General features: G+C 52.2%; 23 protein-coding genes and 1 pseudogene. 22 read left to right on the top strand and 2 right to left on the bottom strand.

Features of this window, described 5'->3' with window-relative positions:
- Positions 1 to 77: 77 nt before the first annotated feature.
- The 14 genes and pseudogenes from AC3RCL_RS27010 (at position 78) to AC3RCL_RS26945 (ending at position 13,401) form a co-directional block, all read left to right on the top strand.
- Positions 78 to 707: an ECF transporter S component gene (locus AC3RCL_RS27010; protein WP_015737384.1), complete on the top strand. Its 630-nt coding sequence runs from the start codon at positions 78 to 80 to the stop codon at positions 705 to 707.
- Positions 700 to 2,376 carry an ABC transporter ATP-binding protein gene (locus tag AC3RCL_RS27005; protein ID WP_492533083.1) on the top strand — a complete coding sequence of 559 codons (1,677 nt, stop codon included), beginning with the start codon at positions 700 to 702 and terminating at the stop codon, positions 2,374 to 2,376. The genes AC3RCL_RS27010 and AC3RCL_RS27005 overlap by 8 nt, the downstream gene beginning before the upstream one ends.
- A complete protein-coding gene (locus AC3RCL_RS27000) occupies positions 2,373 to 3,179 on the top strand; it encodes an energy-coupling factor transporter transmembrane component T family protein (protein WP_492533081.1) in 807 nt (268 codons plus the stop codon). Before AC3RCL_RS27005 ends, AC3RCL_RS27000 begins: the two co-directional genes overlap by 4 nt.
- Positions 3,180 to 3,482: 303 nt before the next feature.
- Positions 3,483 to 4,052: a TetR/AcrR family transcriptional regulator gene (locus tag AC3RCL_RS26995; protein ID WP_009594579.1), complete on the top strand. Its 570-nt coding sequence runs from the start codon at positions 3,483 to 3,485 to the stop codon at positions 4,050 to 4,052.
- A 4-nt stretch (positions 4,053 to 4,056) separates the two neighbouring features.
- Positions 4,057 to 4,416 carry a DMT family transporter gene (locus AC3RCL_RS26990; RefSeq protein ID WP_096776614.1) on the top strand — a complete coding sequence of 120 codons (360 nt, stop codon included), beginning with the start codon at positions 4,057 to 4,059 and terminating at the stop codon, positions 4,414 to 4,416.
- A gap of 525 nt (positions 4,417 to 4,941) precedes the next feature.
- Positions 4,942 to 5,591, top strand: a pseudogene (locus AC3RCL_RS26985) (response regulator transcription factor).
- Entirely contained in the window at positions 5,591 to 6,523 is a 933-nt protein-coding gene (locus tag AC3RCL_RS26980; protein ID WP_283771828.1) for a sensor histidine kinase, read from the top strand. The pseudogene AC3RCL_RS26985 and the gene AC3RCL_RS26980 overlap by 1 nt, the downstream one beginning before the upstream one ends.
- A gap of 372 nt (positions 6,524 to 6,895) precedes the next feature.
- Positions 6,896 to 7,819, top strand: coding sequence for an ABC transporter ATP-binding protein (locus tag AC3RCL_RS26975; protein WP_096776611.1), 924 nt, complete (start codon positions 6,896 to 6,898; stop codon positions 7,817 to 7,819).
- Positions 7,812 to 8,552, top strand: a complete 741-nt coding sequence (locus AC3RCL_RS26970) for an ABC transporter permease (protein ID WP_096776610.1) — start codon at positions 7,812 to 7,814, stop codon at positions 8,550 to 8,552. The genes AC3RCL_RS26975 and AC3RCL_RS26970 overlap by 8 nt, the downstream gene beginning before the upstream one ends.
- A gap of 386 nt (positions 8,553 to 8,938) precedes the next feature.
- Positions 8,939 to 9,529, top strand: coding sequence for a YkoP family protein (locus tag AC3RCL_RS26965; RefSeq protein WP_492533077.1), 591 nt, complete (start codon positions 8,939 to 8,941; stop codon positions 9,527 to 9,529).
- Positions 9,526 to 10,275 carry a polysaccharide deacetylase family protein gene (locus AC3RCL_RS26960; RefSeq protein ID WP_375121931.1) on the top strand — a complete coding sequence of 250 codons (750 nt, stop codon included), beginning with the start codon at positions 9,526 to 9,528 and terminating at the stop codon, positions 10,273 to 10,275. Before AC3RCL_RS26965 ends, AC3RCL_RS26960 begins: the two co-directional genes overlap by 4 nt.
- A 770-nt stretch (positions 10,276 to 11,045) precedes the next feature.
- Complete coding sequence (locus AC3RCL_RS26955) at positions 11,046 to 11,642, top strand: LysE family transporter (RefSeq protein ID WP_492533075.1); 597 nt, start codon at positions 11,046 to 11,048, stop codon at positions 11,640 to 11,642.
- Between the two features lie 6 nt (positions 11,643 to 11,648).
- Positions 11,649 to 12,428, top strand: coding sequence for a helix-turn-helix domain-containing protein (locus tag AC3RCL_RS26950; protein WP_492533073.1), 780 nt, complete (start codon positions 11,649 to 11,651; stop codon positions 12,426 to 12,428).
- Between the two features lie 235 nt (positions 12,429 to 12,663).
- Positions 12,664 to 13,401: a hypothetical protein gene (locus AC3RCL_RS26945; RefSeq protein ID WP_492533071.1), complete on the top strand. Its 738-nt coding sequence runs from the start codon at positions 12,664 to 12,666 to the stop codon at positions 13,399 to 13,401.
- Between the two features lie 188 nt (positions 13,402 to 13,589).
- Here AC3RCL_RS26945 and AC3RCL_RS26940 read toward each other — a convergent pair whose 3' ends face one another.
- Both AC3RCL_RS26940 and AC3RCL_RS26935 read right to left on the bottom strand, forming a co-directional pair.
- The gene (locus tag AC3RCL_RS26940; RefSeq protein WP_096776604.1) at positions 13,590 to 14,015 is read right to left on the bottom strand and encodes an ImmA/IrrE family metallo-endopeptidase; all 426 of its coding nucleotides are present in this window, start codon (positions 14,013 to 14,015) and stop codon (positions 13,590 to 13,592) included.
- Positions 14,016 to 14,086: 71 nt separating this feature from the next.
- The gene (locus tag AC3RCL_RS26935) at positions 14,087 to 14,506 is read right to left on the bottom strand and encodes a helix-turn-helix domain-containing protein (RefSeq protein ID WP_009594555.1); all 420 of its coding nucleotides are present in this window, start codon (positions 14,504 to 14,506) and stop codon (positions 14,087 to 14,089) included.
- Positions 14,507 to 14,803: 297 nt separating this feature from the next.
- Here AC3RCL_RS26935 and AC3RCL_RS26930 point away from each other — a divergent pair, with 297 nt between their 5' ends.
- From AC3RCL_RS26930 to AC3RCL_RS26895, 8 genes are all read left to right on the top strand, one after another.
- A complete protein-coding gene (locus AC3RCL_RS26930) occupies positions 14,804 to 15,280 on the top strand; it encodes an ArpU family phage packaging/lysis transcriptional regulator (protein ID WP_015737378.1) in 477 nt (158 codons plus the stop codon).
- A 464-nt stretch (positions 15,281 to 15,744) separates the two neighbouring features.
- On the top strand, positions 15,745 to 16,584 hold the full coding sequence (locus tag AC3RCL_RS26925) for a hypothetical protein (protein ID WP_492536481.1): 840 nt from the start codon (positions 15,745 to 15,747) through the stop codon (positions 16,582 to 16,584).
- 10 nt (positions 16,585 to 16,594) lie between these two features.
- Positions 16,595 to 16,804, top strand: a complete 210-nt coding sequence (locus AC3RCL_RS26920; protein ID WP_492533068.1) for a YqzN/YkzM domain-containing protein — start codon at positions 16,595 to 16,597, stop codon at positions 16,802 to 16,804.
- Positions 16,805 to 16,806: 2 nt separating this feature from the next.
- A complete protein-coding gene (locus AC3RCL_RS26915) occupies positions 16,807 to 18,273 on the top strand; it encodes a phage tail sheath family protein (protein ID WP_492533066.1) in 1,467 nt (488 codons plus the stop codon).
- Between the two features lie 108 nt (positions 18,274 to 18,381).
- Positions 18,382 to 18,789 (top strand): phage tail tube protein, encoded by a 408-nt coding sequence (locus tag AC3RCL_RS26910; RefSeq protein ID WP_009594594.1) that lies wholly within the window; start codon positions 18,382 to 18,384, stop codon positions 18,787 to 18,789.
- A 138-nt stretch (positions 18,790 to 18,927) separates the two neighbouring features.
- Positions 18,928 to 19,362, top strand: a complete 435-nt coding sequence (locus tag AC3RCL_RS26905; protein ID WP_113060041.1) for a phage tail assembly chaperone — start codon at positions 18,928 to 18,930, stop codon at positions 19,360 to 19,362.
- 23 nt (positions 19,363 to 19,385) lie between these two features.
- A complete protein-coding gene (locus AC3RCL_RS26900) occupies positions 19,386 to 19,520 on the top strand; it encodes a hypothetical protein (RefSeq protein ID WP_492533064.1) in 135 nt (44 codons plus the stop codon).
- Between the two features lie 17 nt (positions 19,521 to 19,537).
- Positions 19,538 to 21,310 (top strand): hypothetical protein, encoded by a 1,773-nt coding sequence (locus AC3RCL_RS26895; protein WP_492533062.1) that lies wholly within the window; start codon positions 19,538 to 19,540, stop codon positions 21,308 to 21,310.
- The last annotated feature ends 23 nt before the right edge of the window (positions 21,311 to 21,333 follow it).

Raw genomic sequence — 21,333 nt, 5'->3', positions numbered from 1 at the left:
TTCCGTCTGCGCGTTTTTCCAGACGGTTTTTTGTTGTGTTTATACAAAAATAGCGGTGGAGAGGGGAATGTGTTGTTATGGGAACGTCAGTGCAGGAAAAATTGGGGGTACAGCCTAGAAAAGGGCTGCGTTTAAGCGATATTTTGGTGACGGTGCTGGTATCGCTGGTGCTTGGCGTCATTTATCATTTCTGGGGATCGGTTTACAATCTGCTGAAACCGCTGTTCTTCGAAGCGGATGAACTGTTATACGGCATGTGGTTCGCAGCGGCCACGCTCGCTTACCTGCTGATCCGCAAGCCGGGAGTGGCCATCATCGCGGAGGTGGCGGCGGCCCACGTGGAAGTGCTGTTCGGGAGCGGCTGGGGACTGACGCTGCTGCTGTACGGTCTCATTCAAGGGCTGGGCGCGGAATTGGTATTCGCGGCGTTCCGTTACCGGAGCACCTCGGCGTGGACGGTGGCGATTGCCGGGGCCGGCGCGGCGGTCGGCTCGATGGTGATGGACTTCTATTACAGTTATACCGATGATCTTCAGACCTGGATGTTCCTCGCCAAGTATGGCATGCGGATTCTCAGCGGCGCCGTCATTGCCGGCTTGCTCATGCTGCTGCTGGCCAAAGCGTTGGACCGTACGGGCGTCACATCCCTGCTGCGCCCTGCGTCCAAGAAGGATTATGAAGCACTGGATGATCCGCGCCATGTCTAAAACCGCCGCCCGCTTGGTTTCGTCTTCAACCGCCGAGGCGGTTACGGAGCAGGCTGTGCATGTGGAGGGATTGCGCCTGAAGTATCCGGGCGAGGAGCGTTTGATGTTTAAGGACTTGTCCTTCTCGGCTGCCCGCGGGGAAAAGGTGCTGCTGCTCGGTCCGAGCGGCTGCGGCAAATCCACGCTGCTTCAGGTGCTTAGCGGGATGATTCCCCGCGCCACGGAGGTGCCGATGAAATGCGAAGCCCAGCTGGTGCCTCGCTCTTGGGGATATGTATTCCAAGATCCGGATACCCAGTTCTGCATGCCGTACGTGGATGAAGAGCTGGCCTTCGTGCTGGAGAACCTCAGCGTTCCCCGCGACGAGATGAAGGAGCGAATGCAAGCCGTCCTGCATGAGGTTGGGCTTGACCTTCAGGAGCTGCATGTGCCGATCGGTCATCTGTCGCAGGGGATGAAGCAGAGGCTTGCGCTGGCTTCAGCCCTTCTGCTGGAGCCGGAGGTGCTGTTCCTCGATGAGCCGTCCGCCCTGCTCGACCCGGAAGGCAGGGAGCAAATCTGGTCAGCGGTGAAGGCCGTATCGGAAGGGCGTACGCTGATTATCGTGGAGCACCGGATTGAAGAAATGGCCCAATACGTGGACCGCGTGGTGCTGTTCACCCCGGATGGCGCCATTCTGGGCGATGGTCCGCCGGCAGCGATATTCGCCGAGTATGCGCGCGAGCTTCAGGCGTATGGCATCTGGTATCCCGGCGTATGGGAGGATTATGCGGAGTCTCGGGCAGGACGGGAGTTGTTTGCTCCGGTAGACGCGCCAGGCGATGAGCTGGGAAGTCTCATGCCTGAGGCAGACTCATCGTTTGCCCAACTTGGGGAGCCTGTCATTCGGTTAGATGATTTCCGGGGACTGCGATGGGAGAAACCGGTCGTCTCTCTTCCTTCGGCTGAGGTATACCCCGGAGATTTCATTGCGGTGATCGGGCCCAACGGCGCAGGCAAAAGCTCGTTGCTGCTCAGTTTGATGGGGCTCCTGCGCGCCGAAGGGACCTATGTGCTCTGCGGGGAGGAGGTCATCCAGGGCAAGCGCAGGAAAGTGCGGAAGAAGAGAGAGCGGCAGCTGCGCCAAATCGGATTCGTGTTTCAGAATCCGGAGCTTCAGTTTCTGACGGAACGTATCGGCGATGAGGTGATGTACTCGCTGCTGGTGGACCATATGCCGCCGGAAGAAGCGAAGGCACGGGCCGACCGCTGCCTGGAACGCTTTGGGCTGGACGGCATGGATAACAGGCACCCGTACCAGCTGTCGACAGGCCAGAAGCGCCGGCTGAGCGTTGCCACGGCCATGGCAAGGCAGCCGGCCGTCCTGCTCCTGGATGAACCGACCTTCGGACAGGATGCGCGGAACACGTTCGCGATTCTGGAGATGTGCGAACGGCTGCGCCGCTCCGGAACCGCCATTCTCATGGTGACCCATGAAATGGAGATCGCGCAGCGGGCGGCCACGCACATCTGGGAGATTCGGGAAGGGCGGTTGACGTCAAGTTTGCCTTCCCCGCGCTGGTGTAGCGGGACGGAATCCGGACGGGAGACGGGCAAAGCGAATCATACCGATGCGTCGCGGGATACGCTGGCTGCATCCGGTCATCTCCATACGGGGGTGAACGCATGAATATATGGAATCCTGTGCGGATCACTTGGCTGCACCGGGCGAATCCGGTGGTGAAGCTGGGACTGATCTGTGCGCTGTTTTTTATGACGGTGCTGACCCATGATCTTGATTTTGTCATGTATCAGGCCTTTATCTTTATGATTTGCCTCGTGGTGCTCAGCGGGGTGAAGCCGTGGAAGATGCTGCTGTTTTTCATTCCGTTCCTGCTTGCCTTCATATCGTCCGCCTCTTCCATGATGCTGTTCGGTAAGGGGGTGACGATCTGGTGGGAGTGGGGATTGTTCCGAGTATCGGAAGAAAGCTTCTATCGGGGACTGCATCTGGGCTTTAAGGGGATTGCCTTTGCGTCAGAAGGGCTGCTGCTCGTGACGACAACGTCCTCGGTGGATTTGTTCTACAGCCTGATGCAGAAGCTGAGGCTTGCGCCGAAGTATGCGTACAGCTTCATGGCCTCGATCCGGCTGTTGCCCATGGTCTGGGAGGAATATGTGATCCGCCGCCAGGCTTTGAAGGTACGGGGAGTCCGCCCGATTCGGGGAGTTCGCGGCATGGTGAACCGTGCAGGCATGTATATTGTGCCGCTGCTGGCGCAAAGCATCCGCCGGGCACACCGGGTGGCTGCTGCGATGGAGGCGAAGCAATTTGACGGGGACCGGGCGAAGGCCCGAACGTATTATTACCCGTCACGATATTCCCGCTACGATCTTCTGGTCGTCGGTTTATTGGCAGCCGCCGCCTGCTGCGCCTATATGGCGGCCGGATATTTTCCTTGGTTCGGCATTGGCGACGTGCGGTTTGATTAAACCGTTGTTCTCCGGACAAGAGCCTGCTTACGGCTTGTAAGCAGGCTCTTTTTTTTGTTGATAACTCCAGAGGGTCTGGCTTGCTTACCTCGCAAGATAAAACGTCCGTTCTATGTGATCCAGCTTCCGAGAAAGTATGGTCCTTGAAGGTTTTCCATGTATCCTCTTGCGATCCTAGTGCATGTAAGGTGTACTCTATCCTGTTAATTTAAAAATCATGTCTGGATTTTATGCTGATTGAGGCGTTATAATACTTCTGGTACCGATAAAGTATTTGCAGTACCAGAAGGAGGGTTTGGTCACTTGCGCGAGCGAATATTAAATGAAACGATCCGTTTGATTCAGCGGCAGGGGTTTACGTTTACGGTCAGTGATCTGGCCCGCGGCCTTGCGATTAGCAAACGGACGATTTATGAGCATTTTTCATCCAAGGAAGAAATCGTTGAGCATATTATTGACGGGATGATTCGTCACATCCAGCAGCGCGAACGCGAAATTGCGGCGGACGAGACGCTTACCGTTCTGGAGAAAATCCATCAGATCCTGATCTGCCTGCCTCAGGAGATGGAGAAGATGGATTTGGGGATGCTGCCGGATCTGAAGCGGTCGCATTATCCGCAGTGGGAGAAGCTGGACACCTTTTTCCGGGAAGAATGGGGCATTGTCACCGAGCTCATGGAGCAGGGCATGGCCGAGGGCAGCATCAAACGGATTCATATGCCGCTGTTCATCGACCTGTACCTTGGGTCGCTCCATCAGATTTACGATTCGAGGGCGACGGTGAAGCATCAACTGCCGCTGGGGGAGCTGCTGCAGTCCGTCATGGATATTTTATTGTTCGGCATTGCCGCTGAGAAACGGAAGGGGTCTTGAGATTATGCATTGGGTCTATCTAAGTTTGGCTATTCTGTTCGAGGTGGCGGGCACGCTGAACATGAAGCTGTCGGAAGGATTCAGCAAACCGCTGCCAAGCGTGCTGCTGGTCGTGTTCTATATTTGCAGCTTGAGCTTCCTGACATTGAGCCTGAAGCAGATTGAAATATCCGTGGCTTACGCGATCTGGTCGGGACTCGGCATCATGATCATTACGCTGATCGGTTACATGTTCTTTGCGGAGCAGATCAACGGACTCAAGGTATTCTCGATTCTGCTGATCATCGCGGGCGTTGTGCTGCTCAATTTATCCGGCAGCGCGCATGCGCAGGATCAACCGAAGACGCACCAGTCCGGTCATTGAGGGCGAACAAGCTGGAAACTCCCCTTCAGAATGTTCCACACGGGAATCCAAAGTACCCCGGTGCTTTCCATGGCAACATGGGAAACCTGGTGAGACTGAAGCCAATCCCGCAGCTGATACAGTTCGTTTGTAGTCGTTCCAAACGTTTTAACTGCTTGATTCGACTTTTGATTCAAAGGGGCCGGTTAAAACACAAGCAACAACCGTAGCTTGATGAACGTCCAGACCGCAACAACGTTCTAAAATAGCGTCCATTGTGCATCCCTCACATTTAAAAGATGCGGGTCATGCAGCCTTCGATTTGTATTTTTGTACACGTGCTTCATGCGACACTCGGCGGTACGCAAGGCTGCAACAGATCAGTTTGTGGGGTTATTTTAGCTTGAGCGGTTATTTGAAGATGAATCTGAATATACCTTGGGGCCGTTGTTTCCAGTATATTAGAGTTATGGACGTAAAAAGAAAGGCGTGAATGACGTGGCTTCGAACATACTTCTTGTAGAGGATGACAGCTCGATTGGCGAGATGGTAGAGAGCTATTTGACGATGGAAGGTTTTCAGGTGGTGCTTGCCAAAGACGGAGAGGAGGCGCTCGAGCGGTTTGCGAAGCGAGATTATGACCTCGTACTGCTGGATATGATGCTGCCCAAGATCAGCGGAATGAATTTCTTAAAAAAATCAGGGAGAAAAGCCATGTGCCGGTACTGATCGTATCCGCAAAGGATGGGGAAGTGGACAAGGCGCTCGGCCTTGGTTTTGGCGCGGATGACTATATTACGAAACCTTTTTCGATGATTGAGCTGACGGCGAGAGTGAAGGCCGCTATCCGCCGCGTGACGGCTTATGTAATAGCACCCCCAACTGAGCAAAATAAAATCATCCGGGTCCATGAACTAGAGATGGATCTGGATCATTTGACCGTGACCAAAAACGGCCAGGAGATCAAGCTGACGGCCAAAGAACTGCAAATCTTAAAGCTGTTTATGACGAATCCGAAAAAGGTATTCACCAAGCAGCACATTTTCACATCCGTCTGGAATGACGACTATTTCGGCGATGAAAATGTCATTAATGTGCATATGAGCCGTTTGCGCGACAAAATTGAAGATCAGCCCTCCGATCCGCAGTACATCAAAACGCTGTGGGGCATCGGCTACCGTTTGGGGGAATTTTAGTGGTTGCCGTTCTGCTGATTGTTGTGATCATGTTGGCGTTGCTGAATGTGATGCAGTGGATGGGTCGGAAAAAAAGAGCTAAGCAGCTCGGCTACATCATCGATAAACTGAATACGATTGAGGATTCGTCCTCGCAGGAGCAACTGCTGCTTTTTACGGAGGATCCAGGATATCGTAGACTGTTGATTGCCATCAATCACTTGCTTTTGCAAACCAGGCAGTCCGAGACAGGATTTATGCGTACAGAAATCGCGATGCGCCGGATGTTGGCAAACATATCGCATGATTTGAAGACGCCGCTTACCGTGGTGCTCGGTTATATCGAAACGTTGAACCAGAAGGCCGACTTGCCAATGGAGGAAAGGGAGCGGCTACTGGATAAGGTGCATACGAAGACTGTAGAGATCGTAGAGTTGATCAACCGTTTTTTTGACCTGGCCAAGCTGGAATCGGGGGATAAGGAGATGCCCCTGACCCGCATACATATCAATGAAATTTCCAGAAACAGCATGCTGATGTTTTATGATCTAATCGAATCCGAAGGGTTGCAGGCTGACATCGATATTCCAGAAACGCCGCTTTATGCATGGGGCAATGAAGAAGGACTAAACCGCGCATTTAACAATGTGCTGAGCAATGCGATCCGTTATGGTTCACAGGGCAAGGTGATCGGCATGAAGCTGCGGGATGAGCAGGGCCGGGTGCTTATCGACATTTGGGACAAAGGCAAAGGTATTCATGAACGGGATCAAGAGCTTATTTTCGAGCGGATGTATACGCTGGAGGATTCAAGGAATAAAAGATTCCAGGGCAGCGGTTTGGGTCTGACGATTACGAAAAGACTGATCGAGCTGATGGGCGGGGAAATTCGCGTCACAAGCAAGCCGTATGAACGGACCGTTTTCACGATCTCGTTAAAGAAGCTATCGTAGCGCGGCTTCTTAACATCATATTAGTGCTAGACAAAAAGCGAAAGTAGCGTAGGAGACGGGATCGATTCTTACGAAGCTGAAATAACCCTCTGATGTCACGCTACAATGGCTGGCGTCAGAGGGTTTTCTGTTTGATTCTCGTTCTTGGGAACGATCCCACCGTATTGGGAGACCATGAGAAATCTCTTAAACGAACGTGTCGGCACATTAATCTGACGGGTTGTGAGTGAATCGGTCTTTTTTTATTCCATGTGATATGATTGTTTTCGAGTCGCTTTCTACACTTAAGAGATTCGTAAGAATTGCGCAAGAAATATGAAAATGTTGGCGGTTATACTATGATCAAGAGATAAGTGAGAGGGGCAAATATAAATGAGTTATGTCATCAGTACCCGCCATGTCAGCAAAACCTATAAAGGCAAAGATGTTGTCTCTGACGTCAGTATGAATATCAAGCAGGGGCAGATTTACGGACTGCTTGGTCCAAACGGAGCCGGTAAAACAACGCTAATGAAAATGATGCTGAATCTGGTCAAACCAACCAGCGGTGAAATTGAAATATTCGGAGAGAAGCTTACGCCTTCATCGGTTGAAATGTTTAAACGCATTGGCAGCATCATCGAGTATCCGATTTTTTACGATAAAATGACAGCGATTGAAAATCTGGAGATGCATGCGGAATATATGGGTTATTATAACAAACATGCAATTAAAGAAGCGCTTGAGATGGTTAATCTAACTTCCATCCAAGGCAAATCGGTATCCGAATTTTCGCTTGGCATGAAGCAGCGCCTGGGCATGGCCCGCGCCATTATAACCAAACCCGAGCTGCTCATTCTGGATGAACCAATCAATGGACTTGATCCGGTCGGAATTAAGGATTTTAGAAGTTTGCTGAGCATGTTGAGCAAGGAGTACCGGATGACGCTGCTAGTCTCCAGCCATTTGCTGGGTGAGATCGAACAAGTTGCAGATACGATCGGCATCCTTCAGGGCGGCAAATTTATCCGCGAAGTGTCTATGGATGAGATGCGCAGCGAAAACACAGATTATATCGAAATTGTGACCCCACAATGCAAACAAGCTGTATTTGTACTGGAAAATCAGCTGAAAGTCAGCAATTTCAAAATCGTCGGTGATTCAGCCATACGCATTTACGAGTCCAAATTTACGCAGCAGGAATTGACCAAGGCGCTGGTACTGAATGATGTGGCGATTGAATCGATAAACCATAAGCATACTTCGCTCGAGGAGTATTTTATGCATCAGATTAGCGGAGGTGAGCAGTATGCTTAAGCTGATCCGTATGGAGATGAAAAAGCAGAAGTTAGCCTGGTTTTATAGAGGGGCGGTTATTGCAACGATCCTATGCGCCGGTTTCATGCTTCTTATAGCCTACACGGAGGGGGGCGGAGATCCTGCATTCGGGAGTGTCGCCGATATAGCCTACACGGAGAGGGGCGGAGGTCCTGCTTTCGCGAGTTTCGCCGATGCGTTATCGATAGCGGGGCTACTTTGCCGTGCGGTATTTATCGTGTTTGCTTCAGTCTTGCTAAGCAGATTTATTATTGAGGAATACAAAAATAAAACGATCAGCTTATTGTTTACGTACCCGGTCGAGCGTAAAAAACTGATCATGGCGAAAATGCTGCTGGCTCTGGCTCTTACGTTTGGAGCGATGCTCATCTCGACTCTTATTATCTGTATATCCATTCTGGCTCTGAACAGCCATTTTCAGTTTATTCCGGGAAAACTGGAGGCCGGCGTACTACTGCATACGGGGATCCAATTGTTGATCCAAACATTGTCAGCAGCGTGCCTCAGCCTCATTCCTTTATTCTTCGGGATGCGAAAAAAATCCGTACCGACAACGATCGTATCCTCGATCATTATCGTGGTCTTAGTCAGCAACAACACCCAGGGTCTTTCGCTTAGCACAAATATAACGATACCGTTGATCTTGGGAGTTATCGGTCTCCTGATTGCTTATCTCTCGTTCCGTAACGTAGATAAGACGGACGTAGCTTAACTAAAAAAGCACTCTTCTTATCGGCAGCTTCGCCTGCAAGAAGGGTGCTTTTTTACGGAGATACCTACATGAATTTGGTGTTCAACTCCGGGGAATTCAGCCTGGCTTAGCTTCGGCATTTTGCAGTGCATATCCATCTCGGATAAAAAAGCGATCAGGCTGGGCATGATGCCTTTGTTGGTGCGCGTATTTTCCGCCAGACTTCAGTACATATCCCCAGTATTAAAACTTAAGAAAACATTAAGAAACAAGAAAGGGAAAAGATAGAATCATTTTTTAATATAATGGCATGGGTTTTAGGTTTTCCGCCATCTAACTAGGGAATAAAGGCGAGGTCTAACTGCAGAAGACCGATTCAAAAATGAAAAGGAAAGATGTGACCGATAATGAACATATTAGCTACTATTACGAAGGCAAGCGCTCAGTCGGTATGGATGGCTTGGGAAGCGGTTTTTGATCAAATCACGAAACTGCGCAGCGCCGGACTAAAAAGATACGGGATTTGCAAGCTGGTCATCCGCCGGCATCATGGAAAAAACCTGAAGTGCCAGGACGGAGAGTGGATTTATTCGGGGGATTGGGTCGGTGAACTCCATTTGGACAACCGGCAGGTATTGGAGCTTTCCAAAGAGCTGGGGGCTGACCGGGCCGCACTTTTGACCGCAAGAATGCTGCGGAGATCGATCACGCAAATTAGCGAGGCGATGGAGACGGAACCGGAGCTTGCGCAGGTCAAAGCTTTGACTGGAATAACGCTGCTGCACCGCGGTATTATTCACGGGCTCGGTTTTGAGCTGCATCCGCTGGAATCCAAGGGGTTTCGCGTGTTCTCTACTTATTATTTGCGGCTTTTACTCAAGGTGCTGCATCCGGTGGGCCGGGAACGCACGAAGAAAAATGCTCCCAAGCTTGTGCCCAAAATGCTGATGCTGACCAGAAAATCATTGCTTTTGCGTTATTCTAAGGAAACGGCATGAGTATGGTGATGCTGAATCTGCTGCTGATGTTTGTCTTTATCTATATGATCATTCCATATGTTATCACACGGATCTGGGGATTTGGGGTAACCCTGCGCGGCCGGCGTGGCCGGCAGATCGCTTTTACCTTTGATGATGGCCCAGACCCGCTGCATACTCCTAAACTGCTGGATCTTCTCAAGAAAAAAAGGATCAAGGTGACCTTTTTTGTACTGGGCAGCAAAGCGGAGCGATACCCGGAGCTTATGAAACGCATCCACATGGAAGGGCATCAAATCGGGATTCACAACTATTCCCATCTTCCCAATTGGCTAATGAGTCCGCGCCATATACGGAATAAGCATGTCCACCGGTCTGCCGATATCATCGAACGAATCACGGGCGAGCGCCCGGCATTTTACCGTCCTCCATGGGGGATTTTAAATTTAGGCGATTTATTTGCTTTGCGAAAATACCGGATCGTGCTGTGGTCGATCATGGGGTGGGATTGGGGCAAGGGGAGCAAGAACATACCGCTCAAAGAACGGATCTTGGATCAGCTTGAGCCTGGCTCGATTATTTTGCTGCATGACAGCGGAGATACTTGGGGGGCGGAGCCTGATGCCCCAAGCAGAATGATCGCAAGCCTTGAGGAAGTGATTGACACGGTCCATATCCAAGGGTATGAATGCGTCCGCGCCGATGAACTGCTGCATAAGCCGCATGATTCGCGCAGCGACCTTTCAAAAGGCTTCCGGGTTGGATGATGCGTGTAATATTAACAAAGAATGATCATTCAATTGTTTTCCGGTCCCATGATCGACCGTGTTCCGCTGCGGGGGCTGCTGGTATATACCCAGCTCTCTTTAGGCCCTGCTGCTGCTCATTGTGCCTGTGGCGCATTATTTTCGCTTTTTGACGGTCGGTTTAGTGCTTGCCATTACGCCGATACTAACGACGCTGAACATGTGTTTTTATCCGACTCAAATGTCGGCGCTTCCCAAAATCCTTGATAAGAAGCTGCTTACGCAAGGAAACTCCTTGTTCTCCATTGCTATCAAGCATCGAAGTGGCCTGCAATGCGTTTTCCGGCGCTTTGATTATTGTACTCGGCGCTGTTTCGCTCTATTTATGGAACTCGTTAGGATTTTTCATCGGAGATCTTTTGTTTACCCAACTGAGAATCAAAATACCAATCAGTAATCCTTATAACAACGTTATTTCAATATTGGATGACGAGACGAATCGATCGAAAACACGCTGGGATCATTTGATATATCGGATATGAAAGAAAGACAGTTTTCTCGATCCTGCTGATCATCGTAGGCGTCGTGCTGCTCAATTTATCCGGCAGCGCGCATGCGCAGGAGCAACCGAAGACGCACCAGTCCGGTCATTAAGGACGGTATCATGAAATGATTTTCGCTTAAGGGCCGTACTCGTTACGGCTCTTGTTCTGCTGCAATAATGTACTATGCCCCGCTTCGCGTCCGGCTCTATAATGACAAAGGAAATTCCTTTGTTAGGAGCTATCATCATGAACCTGTCTTCGTTTTTTATTTACTGTTTTATCGTGGCTTTCTCGCCGGGACCGTCCAATATCGTCATTCTGTCTTCGGTCCAAAACTCCGGCATGAAGAAGACCTTGCGCTACATCGCCGGTGCCTCCATCGCTTTTTTCTTATTAATCGCCACTTCGGTCGTATTAGGCCAGCTGCTGTCCTCCGGCATGCCGATCATTCTGCCGATCATGCGGGTAGCCGGCTGCCTGTTCATGCTGTATCTTGCGTATCAAGTGTATAATATGGACGTATCCAAGTCCGGCGTTAACCAAACGGCTTCTTTTACGTCCGGATTTCTGATGCAGTTTATCAATCCGAAGGTGGTAATGTTCACGCTGACGGTCATTCCCAGCTACGTGATGCCGTATTATACGGCAGGCCCTGTCGTTTCGGCGTTTGTGGTCGCTGTATCGTTAATCGGGCTGTCCGCGTATATGACCTGGGCCGTGTGCGGTAGCCTTTTTCAAGGAATTATGCAAAAATATCGGAGGACGACCAACACGATCCTGGCTTTGTTTCTGCTGTATTCGGCGATCGTCGTATCCGGCATACCGGAGCTCATAAAGGGGTGAAGGAAGATGGAGCAGTTTATTTATAAAAAAGCGGTGGGCATTACGGCGCTGTCCGCAAGCCTGACGGATTTCAAATACAAGAAGCATTACCACGAGGAGTATGCCCTCGGCGTTACGCTGCGCGGCATACAGAAATACGTCCTTGACGGCAGCCAGCAGGCTTCTTACCAAAGCGGGGTCATGCTGTTCCATCCGGAGCAGAATCATGATGGCTGGTCCCAGGAACGAACGGGCATCGACTACGTGATGATCTATATTCATCCGGAGCTCTTTCTGGAATTGACTCAGAAAAAGGATATCGCGCGGTTCCAATCTCCGATCGTATATCATGCGGGACTGCGGCAGAGCATTCTGGATGTGACGAGGTCGATCTTCACGGGTCAGCCGGAGGCTAAGAGCAGCGAGCTGCTGCTGGGCTTGGCGGGGCATTTTAACGAGGATATTCTGAACCCGGACGGCAGGAAGGACAGCGTATTTACGCGGAAGGCGAAAGACATGATGCACGATCATCTGGAGCATGTCCTCCGTCTGGACGAATTGAGCGGGGAGTTCGGGATGTCGAAGTATCAGTTCATCCGAACCTTCAAAGCGAATACGGGGCTGTCGCCCTATCAGTATTATTTGAACTGCAAAGTGGAGCGCGCCAAGCATCTGATCGAGGACAGCCGGGATGTTTATCAAGCTGTGACCCAATGCGGCTTCACGGATCTTGCCCACTTGAACCGGCATTTCAAGAACGTGTACGGCACGACGGCGTTTGATTATATGTCCCATCTGGATAAGTAGAGGCGGCAGGCTGAAGCTTCTGTTAGCTGTGATCATGCTTCCACCGCGACATTATTGCGGTTTTACGCATGCCGAACCGTCATTTCTGCCTTATCGAAGGGAAAGGTAAGCCGTTCGTTGAAACTGTGAGCAGGGAGCCGCAACCGGATTTTGAGATATGGCCAAGGGATGTTAATCTGTATGAGGAATCATTGGAAACTACTCAGGCTTTAGCCGGATGGAAGGAATCGTTCGAATGGAATATATCTATGAATCAGCCCAGCGCAGCTACGAGGATTTCGCGAGCGGCCGGGTGCTGTATAATGCGCAGGGAACGACGTCGTTTCCCGTCAGGCTGGCCAGCGAGATTGCCCAGCGGTGCTTTCATATATTAGAGGAAAAAGGCGTACAGGGGCCTTATACCTTATACGATCCCTGCTGCGGAGGGGCGTATCTGTTGACGGTGGTGGGCCTGCTGCATGGGCGGCGCATTCGCCGCGTCATCGGCTCTGATATTAACGCGGAGGTGCTCGGCATCGCCGGGAAGAACCTGTCGCTGCTCCGTGAAGAAGGGCTGGAACAACGCACCGAACAGCTGAAAGAGCTGTTGGCGCTCTATCATAAGCCATCCCATCAGGATGCGCTGGAAAGCGCTGACCGACTGCGGGAGCTGATAAGAATGTCCCGTTTGGAAGAAACGGTTTGTTTTCAAGCCGATATTACCCAGCCCCAACCGGAGGAAAGCCTGGCCTCCTGCAAGGGGACCCAGATCGTCATGACCGATCTCCCTTACGGGGACATGGTTAGCTGGAGCGGCGGAAGCCAGGCGCCGGTGGAGGATTTTTTTAACGGCATACATGCGATCCTGGATCCCGCCCGTTCGGTGGTTGCCGTCATATCCGACAAAGGCCAGAAATTAAAGCATGACCGGTTTAAAAGAATTCAACGTCTGAAGATTGGCAAGCGGCAGGTTGCTATCTTTGAACCGTTATGAGCGCAGTTAAACGGACCCAATAATAGATGAAGTCTCTCTGCCTTCCTCACGGATAATTTCTTATCCAATGGAAGCATTGGCTTCCCCAGCAGCCCGCTTTTGGCGACAAGCCAAAGGCGGGTTCTTTTTTGCCCATCGGTGGTTGAATGAAAGTAAAGAATGGATGCTAATCAGGAACGTATGTTCGTTTAAAATCTAAAAAAATATAGCATTTCTTGCGGAATGCCGGCTCTCAGATAGAATTCGTGCAGGGACTCTCCGGGTCCGGGCGCGAGACCTGCGGTCAACAGGGCAATGGCAAAGCGGTTCGCTTGCCGCTCCAGTTTGCCCGGGCTGAAATAGGAATGCTCCTCCAGAAAAAAACGGCTGATTCCCTTATGAAGACGGTCATGCCCCAGCTCATGCGCGCATACGAAGCGCTGCCACGGCGGCGGCAGCTGATTGTGGATGACGATGAATCTCCGTCTTAGTTTACGGAAATACAGTCCTTTGGTCGTCTGGCCTAAATCCGCGAACCGAATATGTATGCCCAAGGAAGCCGCTATTTCAAAGGGACAGTTGGTGTGATGTTTTTTGATCAGCTGACGGATTAAAGGTTGTAAATGATCATCCATGGCAGTTCACCTGCAATATTGGTTTTGGTTGAATCGTAAGAATCGTTATGTATCTCCTTATGCATGTGGATTTATTTCTTGCGTTTGTTCATCTGCTTGGCTTCCCAGAACAGTCCGGTCAAGACGTCCTTGATGCGCTGCTTGTCCTCCCCGCTCAGAGGGACCCCGTCAAACATGAGCTCGCCGTCATCCTCGAGCATTTTCTTGAAATCCCGTTTATCCCTGGAAGTTGCCCAAGCGGGAGCCGGTATCTCTTCGTGCTTGGCGGCATCCTGCTGCAGATAACCTGCTTTGTTCATCAGCTCTTCATAGGGAACCTCGAGCGCTTCCGCCATTTTGCGCAGTGTTTGCGGCTTGGGTATGCCCCGCAGCCCATTCTCGATCCGCGAGATCTGCGATCCGCTGATGTCGGCGGCCTGGGCCAGCTGATTGATGCTCCAGCCTTTGTTCTCCCTCATCTCTTTCAAGTACGATCCAAATATGCGTTCCACGTTCCGGCCACTCCTCACCATAGTCCATCTGAAACATCTACATATAGTATAAACGCATTCCCATCCTTTGCCAACAGGTAAAATAAAAGAGAGGATTATTGCCAAAAGGCAAGAAAATGAGAGGGATGTCCCATATTCCTCTATATAGTTCGTCCATTTGAAGGTTTACGCCGGTCTCCAAATAGTGGTATATTAATGAAAAATACGAACAATATGCGAACACGAGATGAAGAACCGACTTCTGCCAAATGGCAAATTGTAAGCTTGACCATGACAATAAAAGGGGAGTGTTTCCGAATGAATCCATTGTTACCGGAATTGGATCGCAGAAAGACCCAAAGCGCCGTTGAAGCGATATTCGAAAAATATCGCATCTATAAAACCATTACATTCGAAGTCAGGGAGATGAGCGTGACCGCATCCTACACGGAGAGGTTCCACGGACCGACCAACGTCACCTCGGACCAGACGGCAGCGGTTGCCATATATAATGTAGATATGCCGGCGGCCAGGAAGCAGTATTGCGAAACGATCGAATCGATCGTGGAACGGCTTGGCGAGCGGGAGCAGACCCTGATTCGGGAACGGTACATGAAACAGGACGACGTATTCGATTACAAAGTGTACAACCATATCCTCGAGCCGCCGGTCAGCAAGGACACGTATACGAAGATCCGCACCCGTGCTTTTTATAAATTGGCCTTGGCTTTGGCGGACAGAGGACTGCTGAAGCTGCAGGAATTAGAGAAAGCCGCCAAGAGCAAAATGAGCTGACAAGCGCGAGCATGGATCATCACATCAAGCAAAACCGGAGGACCTCCATTATGGACGTCCTCCGGTTTTTTTTATTTCTAATATAGAAGGCAGCATTTCACGGGAAAAACAAGTTAAGACTGGGAAATCAACTATAAATACGAACATGAGTTCGTGCTATTTCCCGCCGACATTCCGCTTAAAGTTCAGCATGAAACGTCCCATAAGGCGTCAGCGCATCCGATTTAGGGGTGTAAGATTGTATTATCGGAAATGAAGCAAAACAGAGCGTACCGAACACACACACAGTCGATGTGAGCCGGCCTTGAGAAGGACCGGTTTTTTGCTGCGGTTGATGCCTGGTGCGTCTCATTTCCGATTCTTTATATGACAAGAAAGGAGGGGGTCATATTGCACAAGCATGTGATCGTCATGAGCAGCTGGCTGTCCTATGGCCGACCGGAGAGCGTCCGGCAAACCGCGGAATGAGAGGGGCGGTCAAACAGGCCGTTGCATTCCTCATTCCGGAGCTTGACGGCCATGTATATGACGTGCATCCGCCGGACGGGGTAAGCGAACCGCTATATGCCGTGATCACGCTCGGCGAGGACGTCTGGAAATCCTCATGGGCCGGGTACCGGCAGGTGGTGCGATTGAAGCTGCATGGGGATCGTACCGATCTGCCGCAATTGGATCGATGGGCGGATCTACTCATTCAGGGACTTCACCGCAAGCGGGTTGCCGGAGCCGACGGAAATGCATTCAAGCTTCATTATTTGGGTGTTCCGGGGGCCGACAAGCTTGATCCTGTTTCAGGCAGCATGATCCGTGTCTTGCGATTCGGGATCTATATGCCGCAGGCATCCGGGGCAGGCTCCGTCGGACAGCCGGATGAATGGCTGGATACGCTGACAGCCTGGACAGGAGATATGCTGGGTGGTCCTTGGCGCATCTACCATACGGCATGGCCTGCGGGGCGGGAGGATCACGCCGTATTATGGCGGATGACCGGCTGCGAGACCCGAATGGCGGGAGCTTCGATGTTCGAGGTCCGCAAAACCTTTATCGGGCATATCGCCTCCCTGGATTCCGCGGACGAGCAGCTCACGGCTGCAAGGCTGGTGGAGGAGCTTGGCACCCAGGTCCAGCTGGTTCTGGACCTACAGGAACGCCGTTATATATCAGTTGCGGAAATTTCCTCCGATATGCAGGCCGATCCCATTCTGGACGGTCAGATTAAGCTGACCCTGGCCCAGCGGAAGAACCGTTCGCCGGAGGAAGCCGCCTTGATCAGGCGCGTTAACATTCATCCTATCTTAAAGTGAGGTGGCCAATATGGCTGTGAAAAAAACACTCAAATCCGAAGCTCCCGGGAGCAGCGCTCCCCGATATGCCTTGGCGGAACTTGAAGCACACGCCCATGAACTGTTCCAGGTTCGGGCGGAAGTGCTTGCGGGTGCCATGTATGGGGCAGATGGAGAGCAGTTCACGGTAACCGAGGTCAAAGAAAAAATCCAACAATTCATGAAAGCGAAGGTGGTCTAATCATGGCAGGTGGAACATGGGAAAGCACGAATAAACCGGTACTGCCGGGTTTGTATATGAATCTCAAGGCAGCAGCCGCGTCGGCTGTTCAGGGCGGCAGTCGCGGTACGGTCGTCGTGCCGGTCAAAGCCAATTGGGGACCGGTGCGGGAGTTCGTGGAGATCGGAAGCGAGTTCGCGATTTCCGAGCAGTATTCCGCGGATAGCCAGAATGGCGCTACCGCTTACGAGACGCTTTATCTGGCCTTGCTCGGCGGTCCGAAAAAGCTGCTGGCTTATCGTTTGGCGGACAATACGGCGGCAGCGGCTAGCGTGACGCTTCAAAATGCGGAAGCTACGCCTTCGGACGTGCTGAAGCTTGAGGCCAAATACCCGGGCAGCCGTGGCAACGGCTTCTCCGTAACGGTGCAGCCGTCGCTGATCGACCCGACTGCACGCGAGCTTCGCCTTTATGAAGGCGCCAAACTGCTTGGCACCTATACAAGCCTGGATGGCACAGCAGCGTCGATGGCGGCGCAGATCAACGAAGATGCCGAGAACCTCTGGGTGACGGCAACCGCACTGGAAACGTCCGGCGTTCCCGCTGACGTGAACGGAGCCGCGCTGTCCGGAGGCAAGAGCGGCAACGGGGGCCTGACGAATGCAGATTATGTCGAGATGTTGGATGCAGTCGAAGGCCAGGAATTTAACGTACTCGCCCTAGATTACGCTGCGGATATGGCTCTGCTGCAGAGCTTTGCGGCCTGGGTAAAGCGTCTCCGTCAAGAAGGACGCGGCGTGATGGCCGTATTCGGCGGAAGCGCGGCGGACGACATCTCCAAGGATGCAGCCAAGCTGGCCGCAGACCGGTCGCTTGCATTGAACCATGAAGGGATCATCAATGTGGGTACGGGCGTGCGTCTGTCCGGCGTGAACTACAGTTCCGCGCAGACGGCTGCTTACGTGGCCGGGCTTATTGCCGGTCAGCGCTTGAACCAATCCGCTACATACGCGGTAACGCCATTCGAGGACGTGACACGCCGCTGGACGCGCTCCGAGCAGGAGCAGGCCGTACGCAATGGCGTATTCGTCCTGTTCTACGACGGTCGTCAGGTAAAGGCGCTGCGCGGCATCAACACGCTGGTGAATCCGGCGGAAGGCCAAAACAATGCCTGGAAAAAAATCCGTTCCATTCGCGTGATGGATGCGATCCATGCGGATTTGCAGCTGGCCGCGGAACAGACCTACATCGGCAAGGTGAACAATACCGAGGAAGGCCGACTCGCGCTGATCGGCGCCGTGAAGGAATATCTCGCTTCGTTGTCGCTGAGCAATGTCATCGAGCCGGACGGTTATGACGTCATTCTCGATCCGGCCTACTACGGCGATTCCGCCGTGAACACGCCGGAGCCGGACCAGGTCTTCCTGCAGTGGAACGTGAAGCTGACCGACGTGATGGAGCAGCTGTTCGGTACGTTTTACGTGCAATAACGAGAAGAGTGATCAGTACATTTAAGATGAGAACCGAAATGCCTTCTATGGATGCACGTCCATAAACGTTTTTCTTAAAAACTTAACGAAATCGAGGAGGAACTTAATATGTTGGATGCTTCAAGAGTCATTATGGGGACATACGGCCAGGCATATATCGACGGGGTTTGGCAGACGCACATTAATAAGCTGGAAGCCAGCGTGGAATTGGAGAAGCGCGAGCTGAAGCTGGTCGGCAACGACTGGACGGTGCACAAAAACGGCAGCAAAAAAGGAACCGGCACAATGAGCGGGTACAAGGTTACTTCCGATATGATCTCCCGCGGCTTCACCAAATTCGATATCATCTCCAAGCTGGACGATCCCGAATCCTACGGCCATGAGCGCGTTCGCCTGATCCGCTGCATGCCGGACAAAATCCAGCTGGCCAACTGGACGGCGGGCGAGGAAGTGCAGGAGGAAACCTCGTTTACCTTTGAGGGGTACGAGCTGTTGGATCCGATTCAGGGGGATTAAGAGGTTTCTGCTTAAGCGCTGCATGAGTGCGTCACAAAGCGGGGGTTCGCCCGGTAAGGAATGCCTGACTCGGACGGGCGTCGCACACTGCAATAGGAAGATGAAATCTATTATTTTATGAGTAAAGGAGATATACGCATGAGCTTGCACGAGAACATGAGCGAAGAGCAAATTTTGGACAGTCTGTTTGAAGCAGCTGAGAAGCTTCCGGAGGAAACGGTACGGATTAAGCGCTTGGATATGCAGATGGTGCTGCAGGGTTTGACCTCGAGCAAGGTCGACAGCATCCGCGAGAGATGTACCGTTCGCCGTACGATAAAGGGTGCGGTGGACGAGAAGGTGGATACGGAGACGTTTAATGCATTGCTAATTTCCGAGGCCACGAGCAGTCTGTCGGTGAAGGGTTTGACGCTTAGCGGTTGGGGCGATCCGCGGATTACAAGCCGCTTGAAGCTGTCGGGAGGAGAGCAGGCGGTTCGCCGCATGCTGCTGGCCGGAGAGCTGGATGCCGTAGGGGATAAAGTGCTGGAGCTGTCCGGCTTCGGAGTTGAGATTGCTGACCTAAAAAACTGATCGGCTCCGGGGGAATGACGACGATGCTGTATCACCTGTGGGTCCGGCATCACCTTCGTCCCGGAGATTTTTGGCGGCTCCCGCGAGGCGAGCGCCTGCTGCTGCTCGCTTTCTCCCAGGAGGAGATCGAGGGCATGGCCAGTCAGAGTTTGAAGTGAACAGGAGGTGAAATGAAATGGCTGAAGCCATGAACTACCGGATGAATCTGGTCATCGATCCGAAAAACGTCATCAAGGCCAACCGCGAGCTGCGGGCGATGGAGCGTTATTTTGAGCGGATCCAGGGACGCGTCATGCGAATCGGGCGTACCCGCATGGCGCCAGAAATCGTGCTGAAGGACAGCGCCTCGAAGGGGCTGGACAACCTGCTGGCCAAAATGCAGCGGGTGAAGTCCCAAGTGATCCAGGCCTCGGCAAATGTGAAGCTGAATGTGCAGAAGCAGATTGATACGAATCTAAACCTGAGCGTGCAGAAGCAGATTGAGGCGAGCGTTCAGGTGGATTTGCGGGCGGCAGGGCTTGATTTCTCTCCGATGATCGCTGCGCTGAATGCGAATACGACTGCGGTGGATAAGCTTACGGATGCGCTTGGATCGCTTCAGCTTGGAGGCGGCGGGAGTGGTAAAAAATCTGGATGGGATACGGCGCTAAATATTTTTGGTACTATAACCGCGATAGGTTCCACTATGAAAAATGGGGGCCAACTATATGGAAAAGGAACAAAGATGCGCGAAGCATGGGGTAAAGATAAACCGGCCCCTGAACCTGCCCCCAGGACGGCGCCTAGGCCCAATGGGGTCAGAAGGGGGGGCGGCCGTGGATCCAATTCCAGTCAAAACCAGGCTGCCACGACCCCGAATAGCCAAGGAGAAAAGCCACTAACCAAATGGGGTAAGCGTTTTAAGAAGGCAGAAACATTGGGAGACGTTATCGAAACCTCGGGCAATACGGGAACTAGTGCAATGAAATCAATCAAGGGTGTTATGGATTTAACCAAGGGTATATTTGGCGGCGGCGGTGCCAGCGGCATCGTATCCGGCGGCGCGGCGAGCGCTGTTAAGGCCGGTGCAGGATCAGATGCAGTAAAACAGGCAGCTGACGGTAGCACTGGAGCAAATGCAGTGAAAAATGCCGGCAAAAGCGGCCTAGGCTCCGGCTTGATGAAGGGGCTTGGTAAACGCGCACTTGGCCCATTAAGTTTTATAGCCGATGCGACCGCAATCGCTACCGCTAAACCGGGAAAAGAACGAAACCAAGCGATAGGCTCTACCGTCGGCGGCGGTATCGGAAGCACGATCGGCGGCCTCGTCGGCTCCGTGATCCCGGTTGCAGGCACGATGATCGGCTCAACGCTCGGCGGCACCGTAGGTAGCTTTATTGGCGAGAAGGTCGGCGGCGCCATTACCGGTATCGGTGATAAATTCAACGAGGGAAAGGAGACGGTGTCGAAATGGTTCTCCAAAACGTTTTCCTTCGGGAAAAAAGACAAGGAAGCTGCTCAACCGAAGGAACCCCCTTCGAGTGCAGCTGCCCTTCCGGCTCCCATCATCCCGAAACCAACGCCGACTGATTTCAGCAAGCCGCTGCTGCCAAATCCAACATTGAGCCCGACATACGGCCCGTATATGCCGCCTACCCATGCTACAAGCATGAGTACTTTAGGTCCACCCGTGAGTGCAGCGCAAAACCAAGCTTTTGCAGGGAAGCCGACGTCCCCGCAATCCGTTCAGATCAGCCCGGAGCAGATGAGCACGATATCCGGCCTGTTGATGGATTTCAAAACGGAGACAACCGTGAATTACAATCTACCTTCAGGCGCGGTGCAGGTAACGGTGCATGAGGAGCACCCGATCGATGTAGAAGGATTGATTCTTCTGATCGGGCAGCGGCTGAGAGCCGAATTCAGCAAAGCAGCCCAGAACCGGAAGCCGACTCCGATGGCCTATTGAAGATAATGGTTAACGGCAATTAT

The organism is Paenibacillus sp. MT86 (assembly GCF_058792535.1).
The sequence above is the reverse complement of the archived record's forward strand: the minus strand, read 5'-3'. Positions and strand labels throughout refer to the sequence as shown.